This is a genomic window from Antarcticibacterium flavum (genome assembly GCF_006159205.1).
Classification (GTDB): domain Bacteria; phylum Bacteroidota; class Bacteroidia; order Flavobacteriales; family Flavobacteriaceae; genus Gillisia; species Gillisia flava.
In genome coordinates, this window is record NZ_CP040812.1 from 3172141 (window position 1) to 3195917 (window position 23777).

The window sequence follows — 23777 nt, forward strand, 5'->3', positions numbered from 1 at the left end:
TTAATAATAATTATCACACAAATGAAAAGATTTCAACTGGGGATTTTAGCCTGTTTTTTTATCTTCTCTGCAGGAACCTTTGCACAGGAGACGGAACAGGAAAATGAGGAAGTAAAACAAAAAGGTCATTTTAATGAGAATAAATTCAGGCAACTTTATGACCTGTTCTCTACGCCTAACCAATACCGTACCGCATCTGGAGCACCGGGAGTGGCATATTATCAAAATCACGCCGATTATAAGATGGATATTGAACTGGATGACAAAACCCAGATTTTAAGCGGTGTCGAGACTATCACCTATCATAATAACTCGCCAGATGACCTGGAATACCTTTGGGTACAACTGGACCAAAATATTCGTACTAAAGATTCCCCTGCTTTACAGAAGGATGGGAATGGAATAGCTCCAGTTTCACAAACAGGCGGATTCGTAAACCAGTTTATGGAGGAGCCTTTCGACGGCGGCTTTAAAATAGAGGAAGTTACTAAAGATGGAAAACCATTGACGTATACCATCAATTTTACTATGATGAGGATAGATCTTCCCCAGCCGTTGAAATCTGGTCAAAGCTATTCCTTCAACATCAAGTGGTGGTATCAGGTAAATAATCACGTTACAGATAGGGCAAGGTCTGGATACGAGCATTTTCCAGAAGATGGGAACAATGTATACGTTATCGCGCAGTTCTTTCCTCGTATGGCAGTGTATAATGATGTGGAAGGCTGGCAGAATATGCAGTTCTGGGGGAATGGTGAATTCGCTCTTCCTTTTGGAAATTACGAAGTGAATATTACAGTACCTGCAGACCATATTCTTGATGGTACCGGAGAGATCACTAACCGCAAGGAGGTGTACAGCCGGGAGATGATTCGACGATATGAGCAGGCGAAGAAGTCCTTCGATAAACCGGTAATAATAGTTTCGCAGGCTGAAGCAGAAGAGGCTGAAAAAGGGTTTTCAGAAAAGAAGAAGACCTGGAAATTAAAGGCCGAAATGGTTAGGGATTTTGCTTTCTCAACTTCCCGAAAGTTTGTGGTGGATATGATGAATACAGATGTAATGGGAAAAGAAGTAATGGCCATTTCAATGTATCCTAAAGAAGGGAATCCTCTTTGGGAAGAATATTCCACTCTTGCCGTAGCCAGTACCCTGAAATCATATTCAGATCTTACTTTCCAGTATCCTTATCATAAAGCTATCTCTGTTCACGCTAAGAATCAAGGGATGGAATATCCAATGATATGCTGGAATTATGGCCGCCCGGAGAAAGATGGCACATATAGCGACAGGGTTAAATATGGGATGATAAGTGTGATAATCCATGAGATAGGACATAATTTCTTTCCAATGATCGTGAATAGTGATGAGCGGCAGTGGGGCTGGATGGATGAAGGTTTAAACACCTTTTTGCAATACCTGGCAGAGCAGCAGTTTGGTAAGGAGTACCCACAGGCTATAGCTCCAAATGATGTGTATCCTTCAAGGAGAGGGATCCCCGCCAATATTGTTCCTTATATGAAAGGTGATCAAAGATATATTTCTCCAATTATGAGCAATCCGGAAAACGTTTACCAGCTTGGTAACAACGCTTATGGAAAACCCGCTACGGCTTTAAATATTTTGAGAGAAACGGTGATGGGTCATGAACTTTTTGACCACGCCTTTAAGACATACTCCCAAAGATGGATGTTCAAACATCCTACCCCGGAAGATTTCTTTAGAACGATGGAAGATGCTTCTGCGGTAGATCTTGACTGGTTCTGGAGAGGCTGGTTCTACAGCACAGATAATGTTGATATTGGTGTAAAGGAGGTGAAGAAATATTTCGTTACAGATAAAGCAACCAAAGAAGGTGCTGCTTTCCTGGAACGTTACGGGGTTACAGATCCTAATAGTGTAGATGCTGTTTTTGTAGTGGAAGAAGGTAGTGAGGAATATAAGGAAGAGATGAAAGGCCGCAGCCCATTGGAGAATGCACCAAGGCTAAATGAGTATATTATGGATAATTTCACTCCTGCTGAAAGAGCTAAGCTAAAAGAACCTAAATTCTTCTACCAGATCACCTTTGAAAAGCCGGGAGGACTGGTAATGCCGCTTATAGTGGAGTATACTTTTGCTGATGGTACTACAGAGTTGGTGAGATATCCAGTGCAGGTATGGAGAAAGAATGATGCAGAGGTAAGTAAAGCCGTTGCAACAGATAAGGAGATCGTGAAGGTAGTGGTAGACCCATACCTGGAAACTGCCGATGTTGACCTGGAAAATAATTCCTGGCCACGGGAGGAAAAAGAAGATAAATTTGAGCAGTTCCGCAACCAATCGGGTGATTAATTGAGCTCAAAAAAATATTAAGCCGACTTTAACGAGTCGGCTTCTTTTTTAGATAAATTTGTGGTTATATTTGCGGGACTATGACTACGCTTCCTTTATTTATTAGTGGTGCAGAGATTGGCTTCATCATGTTCATCCTGGTGATGGTCTTTGGTGCAGATAAGATCCCTGAAATTGCCAGGGGTCTGGGCAAAGGTATGCGCACCCTTCGCAACGCTTCCAATGATATCAAGAACGAGATCACCAAAAGTGCGGAGAAACAGGGGATAGATTCAGATATTTCCAAGGATGTTCGCAGTGAGATAAGCAAGGTGAAAGAAGATATCGAGGAGATCACAGGTTCTGTAAAACGCAGGTTCTAATATTGCTTTTTTCGCAAAAAGTTACTTTTCTTTATTTTACTCAATTGGTGTCCGATTAAAATATACAAATTACGTTAAGCCTTTCTATATAGTTCCAGGTAATATCAATCCTAACATTGGAGTGGTTGTGGATGGAAGATGTTTTAGTGAAATCCAAGCTTTTTAATAATGGGTAAAGCGCTGTTTCTTAAAACTTATATTTTGGTCCTGGTTCTATATTCCAGCAGCGCAGCGTTCTAGACTCTTTCATCGGTAAAAAATTATTTTACCCTTGTAATGCTTAAGCCATCCCTAATGGGAAGCATTATAGTTTCCACCCGGGGGTCTTCTGCAATTCTTTTATTATACTCCACGAGGGCAAGAGTAGAAATATCATCTGCTTTAATCTCTTCTACCACTTTACCACTCCATAAAACATTATCTGTTAAAAGTACACCACCGGGATTAATTTTATCTATTATTAGGTCCAGATATGCAGGGTAGTTAGGTTTATCTGCATCCATAAAAACCAGGTCGAATTTAATGTTAATGGAAGGGATGATCTCCAGCGCGGGGCCCAGGTGCTGGTGTATCCTATCCTTATAATCAGATAAGTCAAAATATTTTTTCTGAATGTCGGTAAGTTCTTCATTGATGTCTATAGTATGCAGCTCGCCTCCTTCCTTTAAACCTTCAGCTAGACAAAGAGCAGAATACCCTGTGTAGGTGCCCAGTTCAAGGATATGTTGAGGATTAATGATTTTTGAAAGCAGGCTAAGCAATCTACCCTGGTAATGGCCACTCAACATTCTTGGTTGCAATACCTTTTGATAGGTTTCCCGGGTGAGTTTGGCCAAAAGTGAAGGTTCTGCCTGGGTATGCTTTAGGGAATACTCATCGAGTGCTTCAGGAATAAAATGCATGGCTGTGTATTTTTATTCAAATTTAAAAAACTAATGAAGCACGCTAGCAGATTTTTTTTGAAATAATCCCCAGTTGTTCCTGATGCTGGAATTAAATATTATTTTTACGTCAAAGACATTTTTCTATGGAATTTAAGAATACCCGGGATTTTGCAAGATCGCTGGACAAAGAAGATTTACTGGCAAAATATAAAGATGAATTTATATTCCCGGAGGTCAAGGGCAAGAAGGTTATTTATTTTACCGGAAATTCCCTGGGGTTGCAGCCTAAAACTGCGGCAAAATATGTAGAGGAGGTCATGCATAACTGGGCGCAGCTGGCAGTCGAGGGGCATTTTCATTCCTCAAAACCATGGTGGGATTACCATGAACGGTTTCCCGGGAAGTTAAGCAAGATTGTAGGAGCCAAGCCGCAGGAGGTCACGGTTATGAATACACTTACCGTAAACCTGCATTTACTTATGGTCTCTTTTTATCGTCCTGTAGGGAAAAGGGTAAAGATCATAGTAGAGGAGAAAGCTTTTCCCAGTGACCAGTATATGATAGCTTCGCAGGTTCGTTATCACGGCCTTGATCCCGAAACAGCAGTTGTGGAGGTTAAAAAAAGGCCCGGCGAACACCACTTTAGGACTGAGGATATTTTAAAAACAATTGAAGAAACCGGCGATGAATGTGCCCTTATACTTATGGGAGGTGTGAATTACTATTCCGGCCAGGTGCTGGATATGGAAACCATTACCCATGCAGGCCATAAAATTGGGGCAAAAGTTGGTTGGGACCTGGCCCATGCTGCAGGAAATATCGAATTGAAATTGCACGAGTGGGGAGTAGATTTTGCCGCCTGGTGCAGTTATAAGTATATGAACTCCGGCCCCGGAAATGCCTCGGGGTGTTTTATAAATGAGAAATATCACGGCTCCAGGGAAATCCCACGGTTTGAAGGGTGGTGGGGACATAACAAGGAAAGAAGATTTTTAATGGAACCTGCCTTCCAGCCTGAACCAGATGCTAATGCCTGGCAAATAAGCAATGCACCAATCCTGGCTCTTGCTCCTTATTTGGCATCTGTCGAAATGTTTGATGAGGTTGGGATGCCTGCACTTCTTGAAAAACGCAATAAAATTGTAGCTTATCTGGAGTTTATCCTGGAGGAAATAGGTAGGGAGGTTAAGGGAGATTTTGAAATAATCACCCCCTCTTCCCGGGAAGAGAGAGGAACTCAACTCTCCGTCTTTTTACACGGGGAAGGGAAACAATTGTTTAATTATTTGATGGAAAATGGGGTAATTACCGACTGGAGGGAGCCTAATGTCATAAGGCTCGCGCCTGCGCCATTTTATTGTTCATTTGAGGATATGTACAATTTTGGGCAAATCCTTAAAGAGGGAATTTTAAAATAGATTGAATGTGCTTTAAATAATGATAATACTATAAACATAATTATCCATGAAAAAACTTCATCTATTACTATGTTTCCTTGTTCCAGGCCTTCTCTTTTCCCAGCAAAAAGAGAGGGATATCAATCTGGAAGGACAGCTGGAGCAATTGCTTTCAAATTTTAACGGTACCGCCGGGGTCTATGTTTATAATATAGCCACGGGGAAGGAGGCTGCCATCAATGCCGATACTATTTTTCCCACGGCAAGCGTAATTAAAGTGCCTATCCTTGTGACCCTTTTTAATAAGATCCAGGAGGGACAACTTCATTTAAATGATAGCCTTGTATATACTGAGGACAGGATCTACGGCGGGTCTGGTTTGATGCAATTCTATAAAGACAGCACAGGTACTGACCTTAGGACCCTGGCGGCACTAATGATCACTTACAGTGATAATGTGACTTCCCTGTGGAGCCAGGAGCTTGCAGGGGGAGGAGAAGAGATAAACAGGTTTATGGAAAGCCTTGGTCTTGAGGATACCAGGGTGAACTCCAGGACAAAAGGCAGGGAGGAAATATGGAAAAAATATGGCTGGGGCCAAACAACCCCCAGGGAAATGGTTTCTATTCTTGTGAAAATAAGGAACCGGGAGTTAATAAATGAAGCTGCCAGCGATGAAATGTACAGGATGCTTACCAATTCTTTCTATACCGAGTACGCACTTTCTCAAATACCACCATATGTGCAGACGGCAGCTAAACAAGGTATGGTGAACAGGTCCCGGTCTGAGTTGGTAATGGTCAATGCACCGGGTGGCGATTATGTTTTTTACATTGCTACAAAGGATAATGAAGACATGTCCTGGGGTTATGATAATGAAGCTTTTGAATTACAACGCATGATATCTGCCCACTTATGGAACTACTTTGAACCGGAATCTGGCTGGAAACCGGCTAAAGGGGCAGATCTATTGATTAAAGGAAAAGAGGAAAAAAATTAATCCTCTTTAACTATAACATCAATATCTGTAAAGAATAACTGGAAACTTTCATCTGCACTTTTATGCATTTTAGCTACTGTTATTCCCTCGATGGTTTCATAGTCTTCCCAGGTGGTAGAAAGGCTTCTGCCAGATGAGGATTCATAGGTCCATTCCTTGATTAGAGAATCATCTGGTGATAAATAGAGGTGATAGGTGTCTCCGGGAGTATATCCCCGGCTGAAGGATACATTATTGATATCTTTTCCATTTCTTCCCCGCTAATTGGTGCTACTGCGCTTCTATTATGTTCAAAATCATAATCACTCCAAACCAGCTGGTAAGGAAAAAGGAACCAATAGGTGTCATTTATAAATTTCTGGTCAATTGCTTTTTCAGTTTCATCCAGGTCTCCATCATTGATATAGCTGCCGGTTTGTCCATTTTCTGTAAGTTCAACCCTGTTTTCTCCTGGAAACCATTTCCACGCGCGTTGGCTTCTTAAGGTGTCATTAACCTTAACATTAAAAGTAAAATCCAATTGCCTCACGTTCTCAAAATTGTCATACCCATTGGCCAGGGCAATTTTAGTGGTTTCAGGATCATTGGTAGGGGTGGAAGCAAACACGTTTTGATTTTTGGTTTCTTCTCTACAACCGGTGAGTAGAAGGAAAAATAATGAAAGTGATAAAAATGTTTTCATACTTGAGAAATTTATTTAAAAGTAGGCTTTTATTTCCTTTACCCGCAGGCCGCAATAAAATTAAATGGCATTTATGCTCATTCCCCCATCTGCCACTATATTCTGGCCGGTGATGTATGAAGATTTTTCCATCGCAAGAAAAGCGATGATCGAGGACATTTCTTCAGCTTTTGCAACCCTGTTCAATGGAGTACGGTTTAAGATTGGTGTCATTTTTTCCTCCTGTGAGAGATAACCTTCAGTTAAAGGAGTCTCTGTAAACCAGGGGGAGACTGCATTCACCCTAATCCCATCACCGGCCCATTCCACTGCCAGACTCCTGGTTTGTTGCAAAAGCCCTGCTTTAGACATCGCATATGGGGTGCCGGTACCAACATCCTGCATGGCAGCTGCAGAGGCAACATTTATTACTGTTCCTCTTTCGCTCTGTTTCAGGAATGGGTGCAACATCCTGCTTAACTCAAAGGGGGCCACCAGGTTTATCTCCAAAACCTTGCGGTATTCCTCTTCAGAATATTCCTTGGCTTTCTTCCTTATGTTTATGCCTGCATTATGGACCAGGATATCCAGCGCCTGCCATTTTTCCTGAACGATCTTGACGATCTCATCCCGGCCCGACTTTGTGGAAACATCTGCCTCAATTCCCGTCACCTCAAACCCTTCAGCCTTGAGTTCCTCTTCAAATTTTTGAATGTGTTCGGGGTCTCGGGCTGTGAAGATAACCTTAGCGCCCAGGTCCAGAAATTCTCTTACCGTGGCCCTCCCTATTCCTTTGCTTCCACCGGTTACCACCGCTGTTTGCCCTTTTAAATTCCACATAATTCCCATTTTAATTAAGTTCCTAAAAATAGAAAGCCCTTTGAGGTTTTCAAAGGGCTTTCTAAATTATAAAAATTGACTACAATCTCCTACCGGTTAGTAATTTGTATAAAACTAAAATTACGGCCACCACAATTAATATGTGAATGATGCTTCCTAGGTCGGGGAAGGCAAAGTATCCTACAAGCCACCCGATTACTAATAATACTACGATAAGCCAAATTAAATCTCTCATAATTATTGGTTGTTTTAGTGTAACGCTTGTTACGATTAATAGTTTGTCGATCTCAAAATAAAGTTTCACCTTAAAACCAGGTACTCATACCTTTATTTCAAAAATCTCTAAACCTGGTTAGTTAATCTCTTACGAATTTATGGAATCGCTGCTCCAGTGAAAACCATTTTAACGCCTGTTTAACGTAAAATGCTAAAAATTAAGTGAATAATAATCTTTCTTTTAAAAAAGGCTGCTTTCATTTTTTAAAGAAAGATGTGATCTCTTTCCCGGGCCTGGCATAATGGAACCTGTCGATGAGTGTTGGCAATGCATACCCGTCAAGACCATTTATAGCTACGGTATCTGCATCATCAAGCCGAAGCCATCCATCTGGCATTTGTATTCCCTCCTCAAAATAAAGATTTTGTATTTCACCCAGAATTAATAATGTATTGTTCTCTTTTATTTGATATTCATTTATATATCTGCATCCCATCTTAATGGTGGACTCCTTCACATAAGGAGCTCCAAACTCATCAAGATATTCTTCCTCCAGCCCTGTTTCCCGGAACTCGGACACTCCTGCCTCATACTTTGCAGCTGTTTGATGGGCTTTACCTATCATATGATTATGTATATGATTTACGGTGAAAACCCCGGTTGCTTTAATATTCTGAAAGGTGTTTCGGGGAATTGTTACAGGGCGTAAAAGAAATCCCAGTATTGCCGGGTCACTCCCAATATGAATAACTGAATTGAAGACCGCTACATTAGTGTCTCCTGAAGCAGAGGAGGTGGCAATGAGATTGGCAGACTTATATCCTGTACAGCTGTTAATAAGGTTTGATCTAAAGATCTTGTCCAGACCTTTCAGGTCATTGGAATTGTAATGTTTCATTTATAGAAATTTTATCCCTCATTTTCCATTTTATTGATCTTGATCTCATATTCATTTATGACCTCACGAACTGCATCTACGTTGTCTGATGATTTTTGATGTGCCTTCTCCATTGCTTCCTCCAGCTCCTTATCGGGGTGCTGAAAAAGATCTGTGATCACGTGATTTATCTTATCAATTACACTTTCCTGACTATTTTTAATGTCCTCGAGCTTATTAAGGATCGCCCGCATTTGATCCAGTTTTTCCTGATCCATAATTTTTGGTTTTAAAGAAGTACACTCACAACTCTTTCCTATGTTAGGCAAAGCGGTGGTCATTTCTTTGGTTAGTTAATTCTTTAAAGTTAAAGCTTGAAAACAACCGGCCCTGTTAAAGGTTTGATAAATAGGGTCTATTTTAACCTTCCTTGAAGGGAAAAAGGACTTTTAGGACAAATGTCGCAGGCCTTAAGAAGGAGCCGTATATTATTAAAGAGTAGTGTATTATTTTATTTATTTACTTTTACAGGGAAATGTGGTACTCCACAAACTAAAGTGGATGCCGCCGGAAAAGAAATTAATGCAGGAATCAAGAAAAATAGCTGTAATTGGATCTGGCCTGGTTGGATCCTTACTGGCTATATATTTAAGAAAACGAGGCCATGAGGTTACAATCTTTGACCGGCGCCCAGATGTACGTACTGTAGAATTCTCAGGAAGGTCCATTAACCTTGCAATGTCAAACAGGGGGTGGAAAGCCCTGCGGAAGGTAGGGATCGAAGAAAGAATAAGGGAAATAGCCTTACCGCTGGATAAAAGGGCAATGCATGTAAATGACAGGCCAGTGTATTTCCAAAAATACGGAAAGGAGGGTGAAGCCATATATTCTATTTCCCGTGGGGTCTTAAACAGGAGAATGATAGATCTTGCAGAAGAGGCAGGTGCAATTTTTAGATTTGAAGAAAAGGTGTGGGATATTGATTTGCCAGGGGCCAAGATTTACACCGGAGAGGACGAAAAAAGCACGTGGAAGGAATATCAATATGATCACGTTTTTGGGGCCGATGGGGCTTTCTCCCGCGTACGGCATAAAATGCAACGTCAAAGCCGTTTTAATTATTCCCAGCATTTTATTGATGTGGGATATAAGGAACTTACCATACCTGCCAATGAGGACGGCAGCCATAAAATGGATAATGCGTCCTTTCATATTTGGCCAAGAGGGGAATTTATGCTCATTGCAATGCCAAACATTGATGGGAGTTTTACATGTACTTTATTTCTGCCTTTTGAAGGCCCCGTGAGCTTTGAATCCCTCACTACAGAAAAAGAGGCAGATGCTTTTTTTGAAAAATATTTTCCAGATATTAAGGAAGAGATATCTAATTTAAAAAAGGATTTTTTCCGCAATCCAACCAGTGCAATGGTTACAATGAAATGCTATCCCTGGACATTCGAGGATAAAGTAGCTCTGGTGGGGGACTCTGCACACGCCATAGTGCCATTCTACGGCCAGGGCATGAATGCAGGTTTTGAGGACATCTCTGTGCTGGATGACCTTATGGAAAATTATGGGGATGACTGGAGTAAAATTTTTGAGGAATACCAGGTGCAAAGAAAGCCTAATGCCGATGCAATAGCAGAGCTTAGCTATCGCAACTTTATTGAAATGAGCAATAAGACAGCAAGTCCAGACTTCCTTCTCAGAAAAAAGATTGAAGGCAGATTTTCTGAAAAATTTCCCGAAAAATGGATCCCGCTCTACTCCAGGGTAACTTTTTCAGATAAACCTTATGCCGAGGCACTGGCTATTGGGGACAAACAAAGAGCTATAATGGATGAGGTAATGGCCTTAGAGAATATTGATGAAAAATGGGATAGTCCAGAAGTGCAGGACTTTATCCTTCAGAAATTAAAAGCGTAATTACGCCATCTCTTCTTCCTCCTTTACCATATCCAGGTGCAGGCTTTCATAAACCCCCTGGAGGGTGTTTTGATCTTCAGTAAGTATGATTAGCATATCATTCGGCAAAATTTCTGTTGCTCCATTTGGAGTAAGAAATTTATCGTTCCTTGAGATCATTGCAATTATAGCTTTTCTTGGGAAATGAAGGTCTACGATCCTTTTACCTATAGAATGATTATGCTCCGGGATAACGATCTCTCTAATATAGGATTTTACTCCGTCATTAAGGAAGGTGTCAACAGGAGATTTGGGCTTGGCTTTGCCCGGCAGGGCTACATGAAGCCACTTTGCTACTACAGATAACGTAGTACCCTGTACTATTACCGAAGTAAGAGAAACAAAAAACACAATATTAAAGATCATACTGGCCTTCTCTATACCGGCGAGCAGGGGATAGGTAGCAAATACAATTGGCACAGCCCCCCGTAACCCTACCCAGGAGATGTAAAGTCTACGTCGCATTTTCATTTTAAAGAACATAAGACTTATAAAAACACTAAGTGGCCTCGCGATAAAGATCATGAAAACGGATACAAAAATTCCTATACCAACAACGGGAAGTACATGGCTTGGAAATACCAGTAGCCCGAGGGTAAGGAAAAGTACAATTTGCATAAGCCAGGCCAGCCCGTCAAACATCCTCATAATGGTCCTCTTATGAATGATGTCGTGGTTACCCAGGTAAACGGCACATAAATACACGGCCAGGAAACCATTACCTCCAAGGAAATCTGTTCCCGAGAAGGTGATAAACATTAACGCAATAACCAGCACAGGATAAAGTCCTTCAAAATCCAGCTTTATACGATTAATGATAACCTTACTAAGCTTACCAAAGCCAAATCCCAGTAATCCTCCAACAATGATCTGTTGCAGGAACATTGGAATTATGCTATAAATGCTTTGGTCCTGGTTTATTACAAGGCCCAAAAAAGCAATGGTGAGAAAATATGCCATAGGATCGTTACTTCCACTTTCCAACTCGAGGGTAGGCCTAAGATTGGATTTTAGTCCCAAATTTTTGGACCGCAGGATGGAAAATACCGCAGCAGCATCTGTGGAAGAGACGATTGCACCCAGCAAAAGGCCCTCGTAGATCGTAAAATCTGTAATAAAACTCACGAATGCGCCAACTGAAAGGGCTGTGACCAAAACCCCCAGAGTCGAAAGGGATATTCCCTGCCACATTACCGGCTTTATACTTTTCCAGCTGGTATCGAGTCCCCCTGAGAATAATATGAAGTTAAGAGCAACTATACCAATGAACTGTGCCAGCTGCGGGTCTTCAAAATTGATCTTCCCTATGCCTTCAGATCCGGCAAGGATACCAACTAGCAGGAATAGGATCAAAGTTGGCACTCCAAAGCGGTAGGAGGTCTTTCCTGCCATGATGCTTATAAAAAGGAGCAGAGAACCTATAAGTAAGACATTTTCTGTGGTTATTTCCATTGGTAATTAATTGCAGGTAAAATTAAAGAAACCATAAATCACTTTAAAGGGATTTAATAAAAATGAAGCTACGCGAGCTTCATTTTTAAGTGTGGGCAGGAAAAACTAATGGTTCTCGTTCTCTTTTAAAAGATGCGGAAATTTTTTCTTAAAACGGTTGAGTCTGGGAATAGATACATTTTGGATATAAGGATTTCCGGGATTTAGTTTTTCATAATCCTGGTGGTAGTCTTCCGCCACCCAGAATTTTTGGAAAGGTAAAACTTCGGCTGCTATAGGTTTTTGGTATTCCTTTGCCACCTCTGCCTTCACTTGCTCAATAATCTCTTTTTGCTCCTCATTCTGAAAAAAGATAATAGACCGGTATTGCGATCCAATATCTGGTCCCTGCCCATTGACCTGGGTTGGATCCTGGCTTCCAAAATAGATTTCTACCAGGGTCCTGAAGTTTATTACTTCTGGATCGTAAATTACCTCTACAGCCTCTGCGTGTCCTGTTCGACCTGTATTGCTGGACTCATAGGTAGGATTATCTGTATGTCCACCGGAATAGCCAGAAATTGATTCCTTTACACCTTTCACACTTTCATATACAGCTTCAACGCACCAAAAACAACCACTGGCAAAATATGCCTTTGCAAGACCATTCTCAAGAGGAACTTCGACGGGCGGCGCATTGGCAATTTCATCCCGCGTTACAGTTTGGGTATTGCCATTCCCGCAGGAGAGTAAAAAAAAGCTAAAAGTTAAAACGAAAAGTGACTTCATTGTTATTTCTTTTTATAAATGCCCTCAAGGGTTTTTTTACCATAGATTGCATAATCCATAGCTAAGTCGCCATTAATGCTAAAACCTAACCAATCCAGCTCTATTTGTCCGTTTGAAGTGGGAGTAATGCTGGCTATGGGAGTGTTTTTATCAAAATCATTCCAGGGTATATCATCACCCTCTGTATTACCGGAAGCCGGTTCTACAAAATAAATATTTACAACTCCATCACTTCCTTTGCTCATCCTGCCGGTAATGAAAATTGTTTCTTCTTTAAGACAAAGTTCTGTGTTTGCAGAAAAATTAATGTCAATGCAAAAACAATCACACGATGGATCTGCCGCTCCTTCTTTAATATATTTTCCTTGAGAAATCACAGATGCCGAGGTTTCGCTGTCGTTAATATTATCATCAATAGCTGTAGTCCCACTGCCGGGGTTTGAATTATCCTCAATGGTGCTACTGGAGGAAGCAGGGGATGACTGTCTTCTATCTCCAGATGGAGTATTCGTTTCGTAAGAACTTTCAGTCTCTGGCGAAATTAGGTCATCCTCTTTATTTTCCCCGTTCCTGCAGGAAGTTATTATACAAAAGCTTACAAGTAGTGTTAATAGTGATCTTAGCTTCATTTTTGCTGTTTTAGGGATGGTTAAAGTTAGAAGATAAAATCATTATTAATGTGAAAGCTGTGTTAATGGCAAATTGGGAGAATAAAAAAGGGATAATTAAAAGTTGAACTTTTAATTATCCCTTAAATTATTTTGGAGAAAAACTCTTCTTTAAATTTTTGAAAAGAAAGCAGACATTTTTTCCTGCTCTTCCTTTGCCAGATCTTCATCTACAAGAATTCTTCCACTGTGCTCATCTGTAATGATTTTCCTGCGACCTGCAATTTCCACGATTACCTGTGGTGGGATGGTGAAGTAAGAACCACCAGAGGCTCCTCGCTCAACCGGAACCACGGCAAGACCATTCTTTACATTATTGCGAATACGCTTATAAGCGGTGATCAATCTTTCTTCGATTTGACCTTCAAATTCCTGGGATTTCTGGATCAAAGATTCCTCTTCTTTTTGCGTCTCGGCAAGAATCGCATCTAGTTCCCCTTTTTTGTGAGTAAGATGTTTTTCCCGATCTTCCAAACGCTCTTTGGTTTGATTTATCACCTCGTTCTTTTGCTCAATTTGAGCACGATATTCCTTAATGTGTTTCTCTGCAAGTTCGATTTCCAGTTCCTGGAATTCTATTTCCTTACTTAGAGCATTAAATTCACGGTTGTTACGAACATTTTTTTGCTGCTCTGTATACTTCTTTATGGCCGTTTTTGAATCCTCTATCTGGATCTTTTTGCTCTTAATGTCGTTATCTATGACTTCTAAGTCGGCTTCTAGTTTTTGAATTCGTGTATTTAATCCGGCTACTTCATCTTCCAAGTCTTCCACCTCCAACGGAAGTTCACCTCGTACATTTCTAATTTCATCGATCCTGGAATCAATTAGTTGAAGATCGTACAACGCTCTTAACTTCTCTTCTACAGTAACATCGGTTTTTTTTGCCATAGTTAATAATACTTGATAGGATTGGTTTTTGTATTCGCTAAAATAAGCGCAAAATTACTAATTTTTTTACTAAGAAACGAATGTATTAATTCTTTTGTGAACTGCTCACTCTCATAATGACCAACATCTGCGAGGACCAGCTTTTGCTCAGCTTTATAAAAGTCGTGGTACTTAAGATCTGCTGTGACGAAAAAATTTGCCCCTGCTCTCTTTGCATTCTCTATTGCAAAACTTCCGCTACCGCCTAAAACTGCGACTTTTTTTACCATTTTACCGCAAAGTTCAGAATGTCTTATACAGCCTGTTTGAAAGGTTTCCTTCAGTAATGACAGGAATTCCTTTTCACTGCATTCCTCTGGAAGTTCCCCTAGCATTCCCATCCCTTTATCCTGATATTCATTATCCAGGGTAATAACTTCATAAGCTACTTCTTCATAAGGATGGGAGGAAAAAAGGGCTTTAATGACCTTATGCTCAAAATACGCTGGAAAGACTACATTAATTTGGATCTCCTCTTCAAAATGGACTTCTCCTATCTTCCCAATACTTGGGTTGGCATCCTGGTTGGCTTTAAAACTTCCCTGGCCCTGCAGGTTAAAACTGCAGTTGTCATAATTTCCAATTCCCCCGGCACCTGCTGTAAATAGAGCGGTCCTTACCGCCTCAGCATCCTTTACAGGTACATAGGTGGTAAGCTTCTTGATAGTTTTCTTCTGCGGTATAAGGATGCTGGTATTCTGTAATCCCAGCTTATCACAAATCATTTTATTTACTCCCAGCCTGTGATTATCCAATGCGGTGTGAATGGCGTAAATAGCGATATTATTCTTAATTGCCTTTAAAACCGCTCTTTCTACATAGTTGCTGCCGGTAATCTTTTTGAGTCCTGAAAAGATGATAGGGTGAAAGCTAACAATAAAATTACATTTATTTTCTATGGCCTCTTCCACCACCCCTTCCAGAGTGTCGAGGGTAATAAGGATCCCGGTAAGTTTTTCTGAAGGATCTCCAACAAGAAGGCCTACATTATCAAAATCTTCAGCAGTAGAGGGAGGAGCAAAATTTTCGAGCTCCTTAATAACATCAGCAATAAACATGAAATGTGATTTTATATCAAATATAAATATTATACTTTCGTTACGATGGTTAAACCGAGAAAATTCCTACTGCCATTCTCCCTCTTGTATGGAGGTGTGATGAAAGTGCGTAATATTTTATATGACCGGGGGGTCCTGGAATCCTCTTCCTTTTCCACCCCTGTTATTTGTGTTGGGAATTTAAGTGTGGGTGGTACGGGAAAGACGCCAATGATAGAATATATCATTAGACTATTACATAGCCGCTATAGTATAGCAACCCTAAGCAGGGGATATGGCCGTAAGACAAGCGGCTATATTCAGGTTACGGGAAATGAAGATGCCGGGGAAGTAGGGGATGAGCCTATGCAGTTCAAGAATAAGTTCCCGGAGGTTTTTGTCGCCGTAGACGAGAACAGGCGCAATGGAATAAGTCAGTTAATAAATAACTTTAAGCCGGAGGTAATTCTCCTTGATGATGCATTCCAGCACCGTAGGGTAAATGCGGGTTATAATATTTTACTAACGGCCTATAATAATATGTATACAGATGATCTTGTTCTTCCTGCCGGTAATCTACGGGAACCTATAGAAGGTGCTTCCAGGGCACAGGTCGTGGTGGTCACTAAATGTCCTGCAACCCTTGGAATAAAGGAAAGGAAGGATATAGCGGCAAAATTGAATTTAAAGGATGATCAAAGACTATTTTTCTCATATATCAAATATGGTGAAGAGTTAATGAAGGGGGAAAAAACATTTCCTCTGGAATTTTTAAAAACCAGGAAATTTACATTGTTAACCGGTATTGCCAACCCACTGGCGTTAGTTAATTTTTTACACAGCCGTGGTTTTAGCTTTGAGCACTTAAAATTCCCAGACCATCATAATTTTTCTCCTAAAGAGCTGGAGGAGATCAAAGCAGCTGAACTCGTAGTGACTACAGAGAAGGATTATATGAGGCTTAAGGATATGTCTCACCCTGGATTATATTATCTCCCCATCCAAACTGAATTTTTAGAGAATAAGGAGGATTTTAATAAAGGAATACTTAATTTCATACATGAAAAATGAGGTGACAAGCACCTCATTTTTTCGTTTTCGGCTAATTCAAACTATATATCTTCTCGATCTATATAATCCTACTACTCCATTATTCTCAAATGGTATGCCAAAAAATTAAGCAGGAATTGTTGCTGCTATATGTTTATTGATCTTGTGGAAGAATTCTTCCGTTTTATAAGGCTTGGGAATAATGTCTGTGAATCCGTTTAAATAAAATTCATCCAAATTCTCATCCAGGGTTACTGCAGTTAAAGCTACAATAGGAATTTGATCGTCAAATTTTCTTATTTCGATGGTAGCTTCTATTCCGCTTATTCCCGGCATGTGTATATCCATGAGGATGAGGTCAAATGGGTTGTTTTTCACCTTTTCTATAGCAATTGTACCATTATCGGCTACATCACATATTACCTTATGCTTTTCAAGTATTTTACGGGTGATCATTTGATTGATCTTATTATCCTCTACTATAAGGATCTTTTTGCCTTGTAAGCCATTATTATTTGGAGCTGCTTCTTTTTGAGAGGAAATTGCCGTCTTTTCTCCCGGTTGTTCAAATGCCTCGAATTTTAGGTCGAAACTAAACGTGGAACCTTTACCTAATTCACTGTCCAGGTGAATTTCGCTATTCATTAAATTAAGCAGGTTTTTTACAATTGAAAGGCCTAACCCCGTTCCACCAAATTTGCGGTTAATTTGAAGGGATCCCTGAGTGAAGTTCTCAAAGATCGCGCTTTGTTTTTCCTTTGTTATACCTTCTCCATTGTCCTTGATCTCAAAATGCAGGAATACCTGCTGCCCAACCTGGTTTACCTGGCTCACATTTATCCAGATATCCCCATTTTCAGTAAACTTAATGGAGTTCCCTATGAGGTTAATAAGGATCTGGGAGATCTTAAGTGGGTCACCCTTTAATTTCTTAGGGATCTCCTGGTCAAAATTGAAATGGAGTTTGGTATTCTTATCGTCGGCAGAATTTTTAAGCGCTATAAGTACATCTGAAATTCTCTTTTCAAGATTAAAGGATGTCTCCAGGATTTCAACCTTTCTTGCCTCAAGCTTATTAAGGTCAAGGATGTTGTTGATAAGCGACAATAGATATTCCCCTGAGAATTTAAGGGAATTAAGATGTTCCTTTTGATTTTCAGTAGGGCTTTCTTCCAGTAAAAGGTGAGTAAGCCCTGTCACAGCATATAGGGGAGTACGAAGCTCATGGGTTATTGTAGAAAGGAACTGTGCCTTGGCCAGGGATGCTTTTTCAGCATTTTCCTTTGCAATGGTAAGCTCATCATTCTTCTTTTGAAGAAGGTCATTTGCCCTTGCCCTAAGGTTATTGTTCTTATATAAAGAGAGGGTAAGCAGAGAAAGAATGGTTATTAAAGCCACACTCAGGATCGTGGTGAGTTTATTGACTTTTAAGGATTTCTCCTGCTCTGCATTTTGCCTGGTGAGTTCCCTTAAATTGGTCCTCATAGCATCAACACCGTATCTTGTGTTGGCATCAAGTGCAAGTGCTTCACGATTAATATTAAATATAGAATCTCTTATACTGTTGCTGGATTGCAGGTACTCCAGGGATTCCTGGTAATTTCCCGCCAGTTCATAAACCTGGCTTAGCAGCCTCGTTGAACTCATGATCATACTGCCAAAATTATTGGCTTCAGCAATCTTTAATGCTTTCTCTGCTTCAGCTTTTCCCTGTTCCAGGTTTCCCTGCCACATAAGAGCCCTGGCCTTAAAAAAATAAAGGCGGGACAACTCATAATCATTATTGGCATCCTGCAGGTTTTTTTCAGCCCGGTGAATGTAGGAAAGTGCCTCTTGATTACCTTTTGGAGTGTTACCAGCATGAAGAATAGTAATGGCACTATTGAGGTCTACAATACCCAGGTATTCAGTATTATTTTCCTTTAGGTAGTAATCCCTTGCCAGCGAGAGATACTTATGGGCCCTGTCAAATTCGCCCAGTGCATCAAAGATCTTTGCATTGGTGAGATAGCTATAAGCCAGCCCGGCGTCATCATTGATCTCCCTTTGTATTGATATAGCCCTTTGTAACTCTGTAGCTGCGCGATCCAGGTCGTGCCTTATATAAAAAAGCTGCGCCAGGATACTGCTGGATAAGGCGATAAACTTTTGATCATTAATCTGTTTAGCGAGGTCGAGGGACTGGTTGAGTTGTGCCAGTGCTTTCTCAAATTCCAAAACATTCACAGAGATCTCTGCCTCATTAAGAAGCTGCTGTATTTCTTTGTTGATCTCTGCGATTTCTTCCTGGCTTTTCTCCTGAAATGCTGCACCTATATAAAAGGTAAACAGGAGTATTAGCGAAAAAAACAACTTTTTCATTGGGGGCTGGTGTAGGTAACAGGGTTAAATATAAGTTAATTCTTTGAAATGAAAGAAATTAAATCGATTAGACGGCTTGAATACCCTATTTCGTTGTCATACCAGCCAATAAGCTTGATGAGATCACCTCCAATTACCGAGGTCATCTGGGAATCAAATATGCAGGAAAACGGCTCCCCGTTTATGTCAATAGAAACTAAAGGTACTGTTGTGTAGCTTAATAATCCCTTCAGGTAGGTTTCTGAAGCGGTCTTGAAAGCTTTGTTTACCTCTTCGATGCTGGTTGGTTTCTGCACATTAAGGGTCATATCTGTTAGAGAGCCATTAGGTACCGGCACTCGTATGCCACATCCTCCAATTACCTCGCTTAGGTCCGGGAATATTTTCGTAAGGGCTTTTGCGGCCCCGGTGGTAGTAGGGATTATCGACTGGGCTGCTGCCCGTGATCTCCTAAGGTCCCTATGGGGACGATCATGAAGGCTTTGATCGCTGGTGTAGGAATGAACAGTGGTAATATATGCCTGTTTGACCCCAAAATTACGGTGTATAACCTCGAGCATGGGAGCTGCATTATTCGTGGTGCAGGAGGCATTAGAGATAATTTTTTCAGATCCATCAAGAATGGACTCATTAACTCCCAACACCACCATTTTGATAGAATCATCATTTGGTGGTACTGCCAGAATTACCTTTTTAACCCCGGGGGAAAGGTGGCCTTCAAGATCCTTTGAGCTTTTGAATTTACCCGATGCTTCAACTACAACATCTACTCCAAATTGATCCCAATTAATTTCCTGTGGGTGGGAAAAGGAAAGAATAGGAGTCTTTTTATCATCAACAAATAAAAAATCTTCTTCAAAACTTACCCGGTTTTTTAACTTCCCGTGGATGCTGTCATATTTAAGAAGGTGGGACAGGGTATGTGCACTGGCTATATCGTTAATAGCTACCACCTCTATTTGATCGTGGTCCAGCAGGAGCCTGTATAGGTTACGTCCTATACGGCCAAAACCATTAATGGCTACTTTTATTTTGTTCGACATGTTGCTCTCTGGAAAACCTAGGTTAGATGTTTTTGAGCCTTATATGAAGATCTTACCAGGGCACTGCTTTCTACGTGCCTAAATCCAAGTTCAAGACCTATTGTTTCATATTTCCTGAATTGATCTGGAGTGATGAATTGTTTTACCGGTAAGTGTTTCTTGCTTGGTTGCAGGTATTGCCCAATCGTTACAATGTCAAGATCTACACTTCTTAGATCCTTTAATGTTTGGATGACCTCATCCTCTTTTTCACCAAGTCCAAGCATTATACCAGATTTTGTGCGTTTGATGCCCTGTTCCTTAAGGTATTTTAGTACGCCAAGGCTTCTTTCATACTTTGCCTGGATACGCACCTCCCTGGTTAATCTCTTTACAGTTTCCATATTGTGGGAAACAACTTCAGGATTTACCTGGATGATGCGGTCGATATTTCTTTCATTTCCCTGGAAATCGGGGATCAGGGTTTCAAGCGTTGTTTCGGGATTCATTCGTCGAATGGCCTTCACGGTTTCTGCCCACATAATTGATCCCATATCCTTAAGGTCATCGCGGTCAACACTCGTAATAACCGCATGCTTGATCTTCATAAGCTTTATAGATCTTGCTACCTTCTCTGGCTCATCCCAATCCACAGTTTCAGGCCTTCCGGTTTTTACACCGCAAAAACCACAGGACCTCGTGCAAACATTCCCTAGTATCATAAAGGTTGCAGTCCCTTCGCTCCAGCATTCGCCCATGTTTGGACAGCTTCCCGAGGTGCAAATTGTGTGAAGGTCATATTTATCTACCAGGCTTCGCAACTCTGTGTATTTTTTTCCCGTAGGAAGTTTTACACGCAGCCATTTTGGTTTGGGAGCCGGTTTTTGAGTAGGTAAAGTATCTATAGCCATAAAAAAAATCTAGGCAGCAAAGATACAATTTTATGCTGAAAACATTAAATATGAGGACACTCTCTTGAGCTCTCCACCTAGGCTTCCCGTGATTGGATGATCTGGGCCAATAATTTCTTTGCCCGCAGTAATTTTACCTTAATATTATTAAGGGGTTCATCAAGGCTGGCGGCTATTTCCTTATAAGATTTTTCCTGAAAGTAGCGCAAATTTATAACCTCCTGATATGGCGGTTTAAGTTGTTTAATGTCACTTAAAAGTTGTGCCAGGTGTTGTTCGTTTATAAGACTGTCTTCAATTGTGGGGGTGTCATCGGCAATCTTATAAACTTTGTCGTGTGAATCATCTGTTGTATTACCCTGGATGGAAGCATTTTTTTTTCGTACCAGGTCAATATGAATGTTTTTGGAGATAGTGATTAACCATGTCTTAAAAACGTATTGTGGATCGTAGGTGTGAAGTTTGTCAAAGGCCCTTGAGAATGTTTGGATGGTTACCTCCTCCGCATCATATTCATTTTTGGTCCGCTTTAATTGAAAAGCATACACATCTGTCCAGAAGCTGTCAAGAAGATATCTAAATGCTGCCTGCTGCCCTGCCATGGCAAGTTCTATTTGTTTATGAAGCCTGGCTTTTTCTATTTCCAATTAGAAGGTTTTGAGATGAGGTTGGCACTAAAGATACCCAATTGCATATAAACTAAAAATATATCGAGAAAGGGGGTAAGCCAAATAACATCTTTTTCGTCAAATTTTGAGGCTGCTTTCCAGAAAACAAAATATTGCAGGGCAATACGTAAAATAATAAGGGCCGTGACTATCTCCCATTGGAATCCAAATACCAAAAGAATTATTGCCAATGACCAGAATGCCAGTTGGGAAAAATAAAAGATCCCCAGCAGGAGTTGATGTTCTTTCCTGTAAAGGGTAGAAGTAGAAATATGTCTTCGTTTTTGAGAAACCCACTTTCCAAGTTTAACCTCAGGAACGCTGCGGGTTATGGAAGCAGGAGAAAAACATAAAGCTGTGTTTTGTTTATTGGCCGCCTGATTTACAAAGAGGTCATCATCACCGGATCTAACGTGCAAATGTGATGCAAAACCATTTTGGTTATAAAATTCTGTAGATGTATAGGCGAGGTTTCTGCCTACACCCATATAAGGGGAGCCCAAGCGAGCATATGAAAAATATTGCAGCGCGGTGAAAAGGGTTTCAAATCTTATCAATTTATTCAAAAGGGAACGCCTATGTTTAAGATAGCCCCATAGCCCAGTATAATAGAGGTTTCATCGTTGAAATGTGAAGCCATATTGGCTATCCAGTATTCTGTGTCAGGAAGGCAATCGGCATCTGTAAACAGGAGGTAAGGGTGGCGGGCTTTCTTTATCCCCAGTGTTAAGGCATATTTCTTTTTTCCCCAGAAAGCTTCATTGTTTTGGACATTCACGATTTTTACCCTTGGATCAACATCAGCAAACTCCTCCATCACTTCCAGTGTTTCATCTGTAGATGCATCGTTGATAAGGATTACCTCAAAATTATGATAATCCTGGCTAAGAACCTTTGGGACCAAAATTTTTAGATTTTCAGCCTCATTCTTAGCGCAAATAATCACTGATACAGGAAGTGAAGATGTAGAGACAGCTTTGGGGCGGGCAAGGGCAAAACTAAAATATCCTATGTAAAATAGGATATTGATTAGTGTGAATATTAAAAATAAAACAAATAATGTTATTGCCATACAAGGAGGTTAATCGATCTTCTTTGGTTCAGAACAATCTTTCATCTCCTCTGGTAATTTTCCGCAGAAGCTGCACGCCTCTCCCTCTTTATTTAAAAACGGACTTTGACTTGCACAGGTTCCTGCAAATTTTCCATCTTTTTTACCCCAGATCTTTATGGCTATACCCGCAAATGCAAGGGCTAATAATATAATAGTTATAATAAGTAATTTCATAGCAATCTTTTCTTAGTGCAAAAATAAGAATAAAATTAACCAGGTGAAAATGTATATTTCAATTAATATATCCTTTACACTATTTAACTAAACTTTAGTTGGTATGTCGCTGATTTTTAGTGTTTTCATCTCTAAATTGCATGGCTAATAACAAAAAACAACCAAATTATGAAACTGAGAAATTTAATGATAATTGCTGTAATTTCAGCAGTTAGTTTTACTTCTTGTAGGGATAACGCACGGGAGGTAGATGATGATCAAATAGAGTTGGATAGAAGAGCTGCAGACAGGGATGCTGAAATGCGTGCTAATGAAGCCCGTTTAGAGAGGGAGCGTAATAATGTTTCTACCAGGATTAGCGAGAACCAGAATTTGAGTACGTTTTCTGAGAACATGACCAGGAACCAGGTTTCAACCTCAATGAGGGCCGGAGCCACAGGTACCGCTGCCACCGGTATGACCACGCAATCTCAAACCGGTACCCAAACCCAATCCCAAACCGGAACTACAGGTGACAGGACCACCACGGGAACCACTACAGGTGACAGGGCAACAGGCACTACGGGACAAACCCAAAGCATGCAGGGGCAAGCCAATTATACGATTTTCGCTCCTTCCAATGATGCCTATGAGAATCTAACAGATGTTCAAAGACAGGAGATGATGGATACCCAAAACAGGGATAGAAATGTTGCTTCAATAAATTATCTTATGGTTGAGGAAAGATTGACTGAAGATCAATTGAGACAGCAAATCCAGAATTCCAATGGAACTTATCAAATAAGAACCATGCAGGGTGAAAATATCACAGCCACTATGGAAGGTGATGAGATCATTCTGCGAGATGCTTCCGGTAACCAGGCGAGAATCACTGAGAGCGATACTGAAGCATCAGATGGTGTAGTGCACGTTATAGATGGTGTTTTAAGGCCTAAGGATCCCACAAGAAATGAGGCTGCCAGTAGAATGAATAACAACACTAACACCGGAAATTCCAATACCGATATGTAAGGGAGCACTATTCAACCAGTGCAAGCATTTAAATAACTTAAGTGTTTATTAAATAAAAAGAGGCTGTTAATTCG

The 23777-nt window shown here is 40.6% G+C and carries 25 protein-coding genes; 7 read left to right on the top strand and 18 right to left on the bottom strand.

Annotated elements, in window-relative coordinates; translation table 11 throughout:
• Positions 1-21 precede the first annotated feature (21 nt).
• Together FHG64_RS13725 and FHG64_RS13730 are read left to right on the top strand one after the other, a co-directional pair.
• Positions 22-2334 (top strand): M1 family metallopeptidase, encoded by a 2313-nt coding sequence (locus FHG64_RS13725; protein ID WP_139066939.1) that lies wholly within the window; start codon positions 22-24, stop codon positions 2332-2334.
• An 80-nt stretch (positions 2335-2414) separates the two neighbouring features.
• Positions 2415-2696, top strand: coding sequence for a Sec-independent protein translocase subunit TatA/TatB (locus tag FHG64_RS13730; RefSeq protein WP_139066940.1), 282 nt, complete (start codon positions 2415-2417; stop codon positions 2694-2696).
• A 260-nt stretch (positions 2697-2956) separates the two neighbouring features.
• Here FHG64_RS13730 and FHG64_RS13735 read toward each other — a convergent pair whose 3' ends face one another.
• Positions 2957-3598, bottom strand: a complete 642-nt coding sequence (locus tag FHG64_RS13735) for an O-methyltransferase (RefSeq protein WP_139066941.1) — start codon at positions 3596-3598, stop codon at positions 2957-2959.
• Positions 3599-3723: 125 nt separating this feature from the next.
• Between FHG64_RS13735 and kynU the strand changes: the two genes are divergently transcribed.
• The gene (gene kynU, locus FHG64_RS13740; protein WP_139066942.1) at positions 3724-4998 is read left to right on the top strand and encodes a kynureninase; all 1275 of its coding nucleotides are present in this window, start codon (positions 3724-3726) and stop codon (positions 4996-4998) included.
• A 46-nt stretch (positions 4999-5044) separates the two neighbouring features.
• Positions 5045-5977, top strand: coding sequence for a serine hydrolase (locus FHG64_RS13745; RefSeq protein ID WP_139066943.1), 933 nt, complete (start codon positions 5045-5047; stop codon positions 5975-5977).
• Between the two features lie 160 nt (positions 5978-6137).
• Here the strand turns inward: FHG64_RS13745 and FHG64_RS13750 are convergent, their stop codons facing one another.
• The 5 genes from FHG64_RS13750 to FHG64_RS13770 form a co-directional block, all read right to left on the bottom strand.
• Positions 6138-6659, bottom strand: coding sequence for a hypothetical protein (locus FHG64_RS13750; RefSeq protein ID WP_246054113.1), 522 nt, complete (start codon positions 6657-6659; stop codon positions 6138-6140).
• 60 nt (positions 6660-6719) lie between these two features.
• Positions 6720-7478: an SDR family oxidoreductase gene (locus FHG64_RS13755; RefSeq protein WP_139066944.1), complete on the bottom strand. Its 759-nt coding sequence runs from the start codon at positions 7476-7478 to the stop codon at positions 6720-6722.
• Between the two features lie 79 nt (positions 7479-7557).
• Entirely contained in the window at positions 7558-7713 is a 156-nt protein-coding gene (locus FHG64_RS13760) for a lmo0937 family membrane protein (RefSeq protein WP_139066945.1), read from the bottom strand.
• Between the two features lie 238 nt (positions 7714-7951).
• Entirely contained in the window at positions 7952-8593 is a 642-nt protein-coding gene (locus tag FHG64_RS13765; RefSeq protein WP_139066946.1) for a flavin reductase family protein, read from the bottom strand.
• Between the two features lie 11 nt (positions 8594-8604).
• Positions 8605-8850, bottom strand: coding sequence for a hypothetical protein (locus FHG64_RS13770; protein WP_139066947.1), 246 nt, complete (start codon positions 8848-8850; stop codon positions 8605-8607).
• Positions 8851-9133: 283 nt separating this feature from the next.
• Between FHG64_RS13770 and FHG64_RS13775 the strand changes: the two genes are divergently transcribed.
• On the top strand, positions 9134-10498 hold the full coding sequence (locus tag FHG64_RS13775; protein ID WP_139067977.1) for an FAD-dependent oxidoreductase: 1365 nt from the start codon (positions 9134-9136) through the stop codon (positions 10496-10498).
• On the opposite strand, the gene FHG64_RS13780 is transcribed toward FHG64_RS13775, so the two are convergent.
• The 5 genes from FHG64_RS13780 to FHG64_RS13800 all read right to left on the bottom strand — a co-directional run bounded on the left by FHG64_RS13780 (position 10499) and on the right by FHG64_RS13800 (position 15413).
• Complete coding sequence (locus FHG64_RS13780) at positions 10499-11989, bottom strand: potassium/proton antiporter (RefSeq protein ID WP_139066948.1); 1491 nt, start codon at positions 11987-11989, stop codon at positions 10499-10501.
• A 105-nt stretch (positions 11990-12094) separates the two neighbouring features.
• Positions 12095-12757 carry a peptide-methionine (S)-S-oxide reductase MsrA gene (msrA, locus tag FHG64_RS13785; RefSeq protein WP_139066949.1) on the bottom strand — a complete coding sequence of 221 codons (663 nt, stop codon included), beginning with the start codon at positions 12755-12757 and terminating at the stop codon, positions 12095-12097.
• Positions 12758-12759: 2 nt separating this feature from the next.
• Positions 12760-13386 (bottom strand): hypothetical protein, encoded by a 627-nt coding sequence (locus FHG64_RS13790; protein WP_139066950.1) that lies wholly within the window; start codon positions 13384-13386, stop codon positions 12760-12762.
• A 150-nt stretch (positions 13387-13536) separates the two neighbouring features.
• Positions 13537-14316, bottom strand: a complete 780-nt coding sequence (locus FHG64_RS13795) for a zinc ribbon domain-containing protein (RefSeq protein ID WP_139066951.1) — start codon at positions 14314-14316, stop codon at positions 13537-13539.
• A 2-nt stretch (positions 14317-14318) separates the two neighbouring features.
• Positions 14319-15413 carry a Nif3-like dinuclear metal center hexameric protein gene (locus tag FHG64_RS13800; protein WP_139066952.1) on the bottom strand — a complete coding sequence of 365 codons (1095 nt, stop codon included), beginning with the start codon at positions 15411-15413 and terminating at the stop codon, positions 14319-14321.
• Between the two features lie 45 nt (positions 15414-15458).
• On the opposite strand from FHG64_RS13800, the gene lpxK reads away from it, so the two are divergent.
• On the top strand, positions 15459-16463 hold the full coding sequence (lpxK, locus tag FHG64_RS13805; RefSeq protein WP_139066953.1) for a tetraacyldisaccharide 4'-kinase: 1005 nt from the start codon (positions 15459-15461) through the stop codon (positions 16461-16463).
• Between the two features lie 105 nt (positions 16464-16568).
• Here the strand turns inward: lpxK and FHG64_RS13810 are convergent, their stop codons facing one another.
• From FHG64_RS13810 to FHG64_RS13835, 7 genes are all read right to left on the bottom strand, one after another.
• Positions 16569-18803: a hybrid sensor histidine kinase/response regulator gene (locus tag FHG64_RS13810; protein ID WP_139066954.1), complete on the bottom strand. Its 2235-nt coding sequence runs from the start codon at positions 18801-18803 to the stop codon at positions 16569-16571.
• A 35-nt stretch (positions 18804-18838) separates the two neighbouring features.
• Positions 18839-19846, bottom strand: coding sequence for a type I glyceraldehyde-3-phosphate dehydrogenase (gap, locus tag FHG64_RS13815; protein WP_139066955.1), 1008 nt, complete (start codon positions 19844-19846; stop codon positions 18839-18841).
• 17 nt (positions 19847-19863) lie between these two features.
• Complete coding sequence (lipA, locus tag FHG64_RS13820) at positions 19864-20736, bottom strand: lipoyl synthase (RefSeq protein WP_139066956.1); 873 nt, start codon at positions 20734-20736, stop codon at positions 19864-19866.
• 77 nt (positions 20737-20813) lie between these two features.
• Positions 20814-21383 carry an RNA polymerase sigma factor gene (locus FHG64_RS13825; RefSeq protein WP_246054115.1) on the bottom strand — a complete coding sequence of 190 codons (570 nt, stop codon included), beginning with the start codon at positions 21381-21383 and terminating at the stop codon, positions 20814-20816.
• Positions 21374-21970: a glycosyltransferase family protein gene (locus tag FHG64_RS19910; RefSeq protein ID WP_317133567.1), complete on the bottom strand. Its 597-nt coding sequence runs from the start codon at positions 21968-21970 to the stop codon at positions 21374-21376. The genes FHG64_RS13825 and FHG64_RS19910 overlap by 10 nt, the downstream gene beginning before the upstream one ends.
• Entirely contained in the window at positions 21967-22476 is a 510-nt protein-coding gene (locus FHG64_RS19915; protein WP_317133568.1) for a glycosyltransferase, read from the bottom strand. The genes FHG64_RS19910 and FHG64_RS19915 overlap by 4 nt, the downstream gene beginning before the upstream one ends.
• A 9-nt stretch (positions 22477-22485) precedes the next feature.
• Positions 22486-22692, bottom strand: coding sequence for a membrane or secreted protein (locus tag FHG64_RS13835; protein ID WP_139066957.1), 207 nt, complete (start codon positions 22690-22692; stop codon positions 22486-22488).
• 168 nt (positions 22693-22860) lie between these two features.
• Here FHG64_RS13835 and FHG64_RS13840 point away from each other — a divergent pair, with 168 nt between their 5' ends.
• Positions 22861-23703 carry a fasciclin domain-containing protein gene (locus tag FHG64_RS13840; protein WP_139066958.1) on the top strand — a complete coding sequence of 281 codons (843 nt, stop codon included), beginning with the start codon at positions 22861-22863 and terminating at the stop codon, positions 23701-23703.
• Positions 23704-23777: the final 74 nt, after the last annotated feature.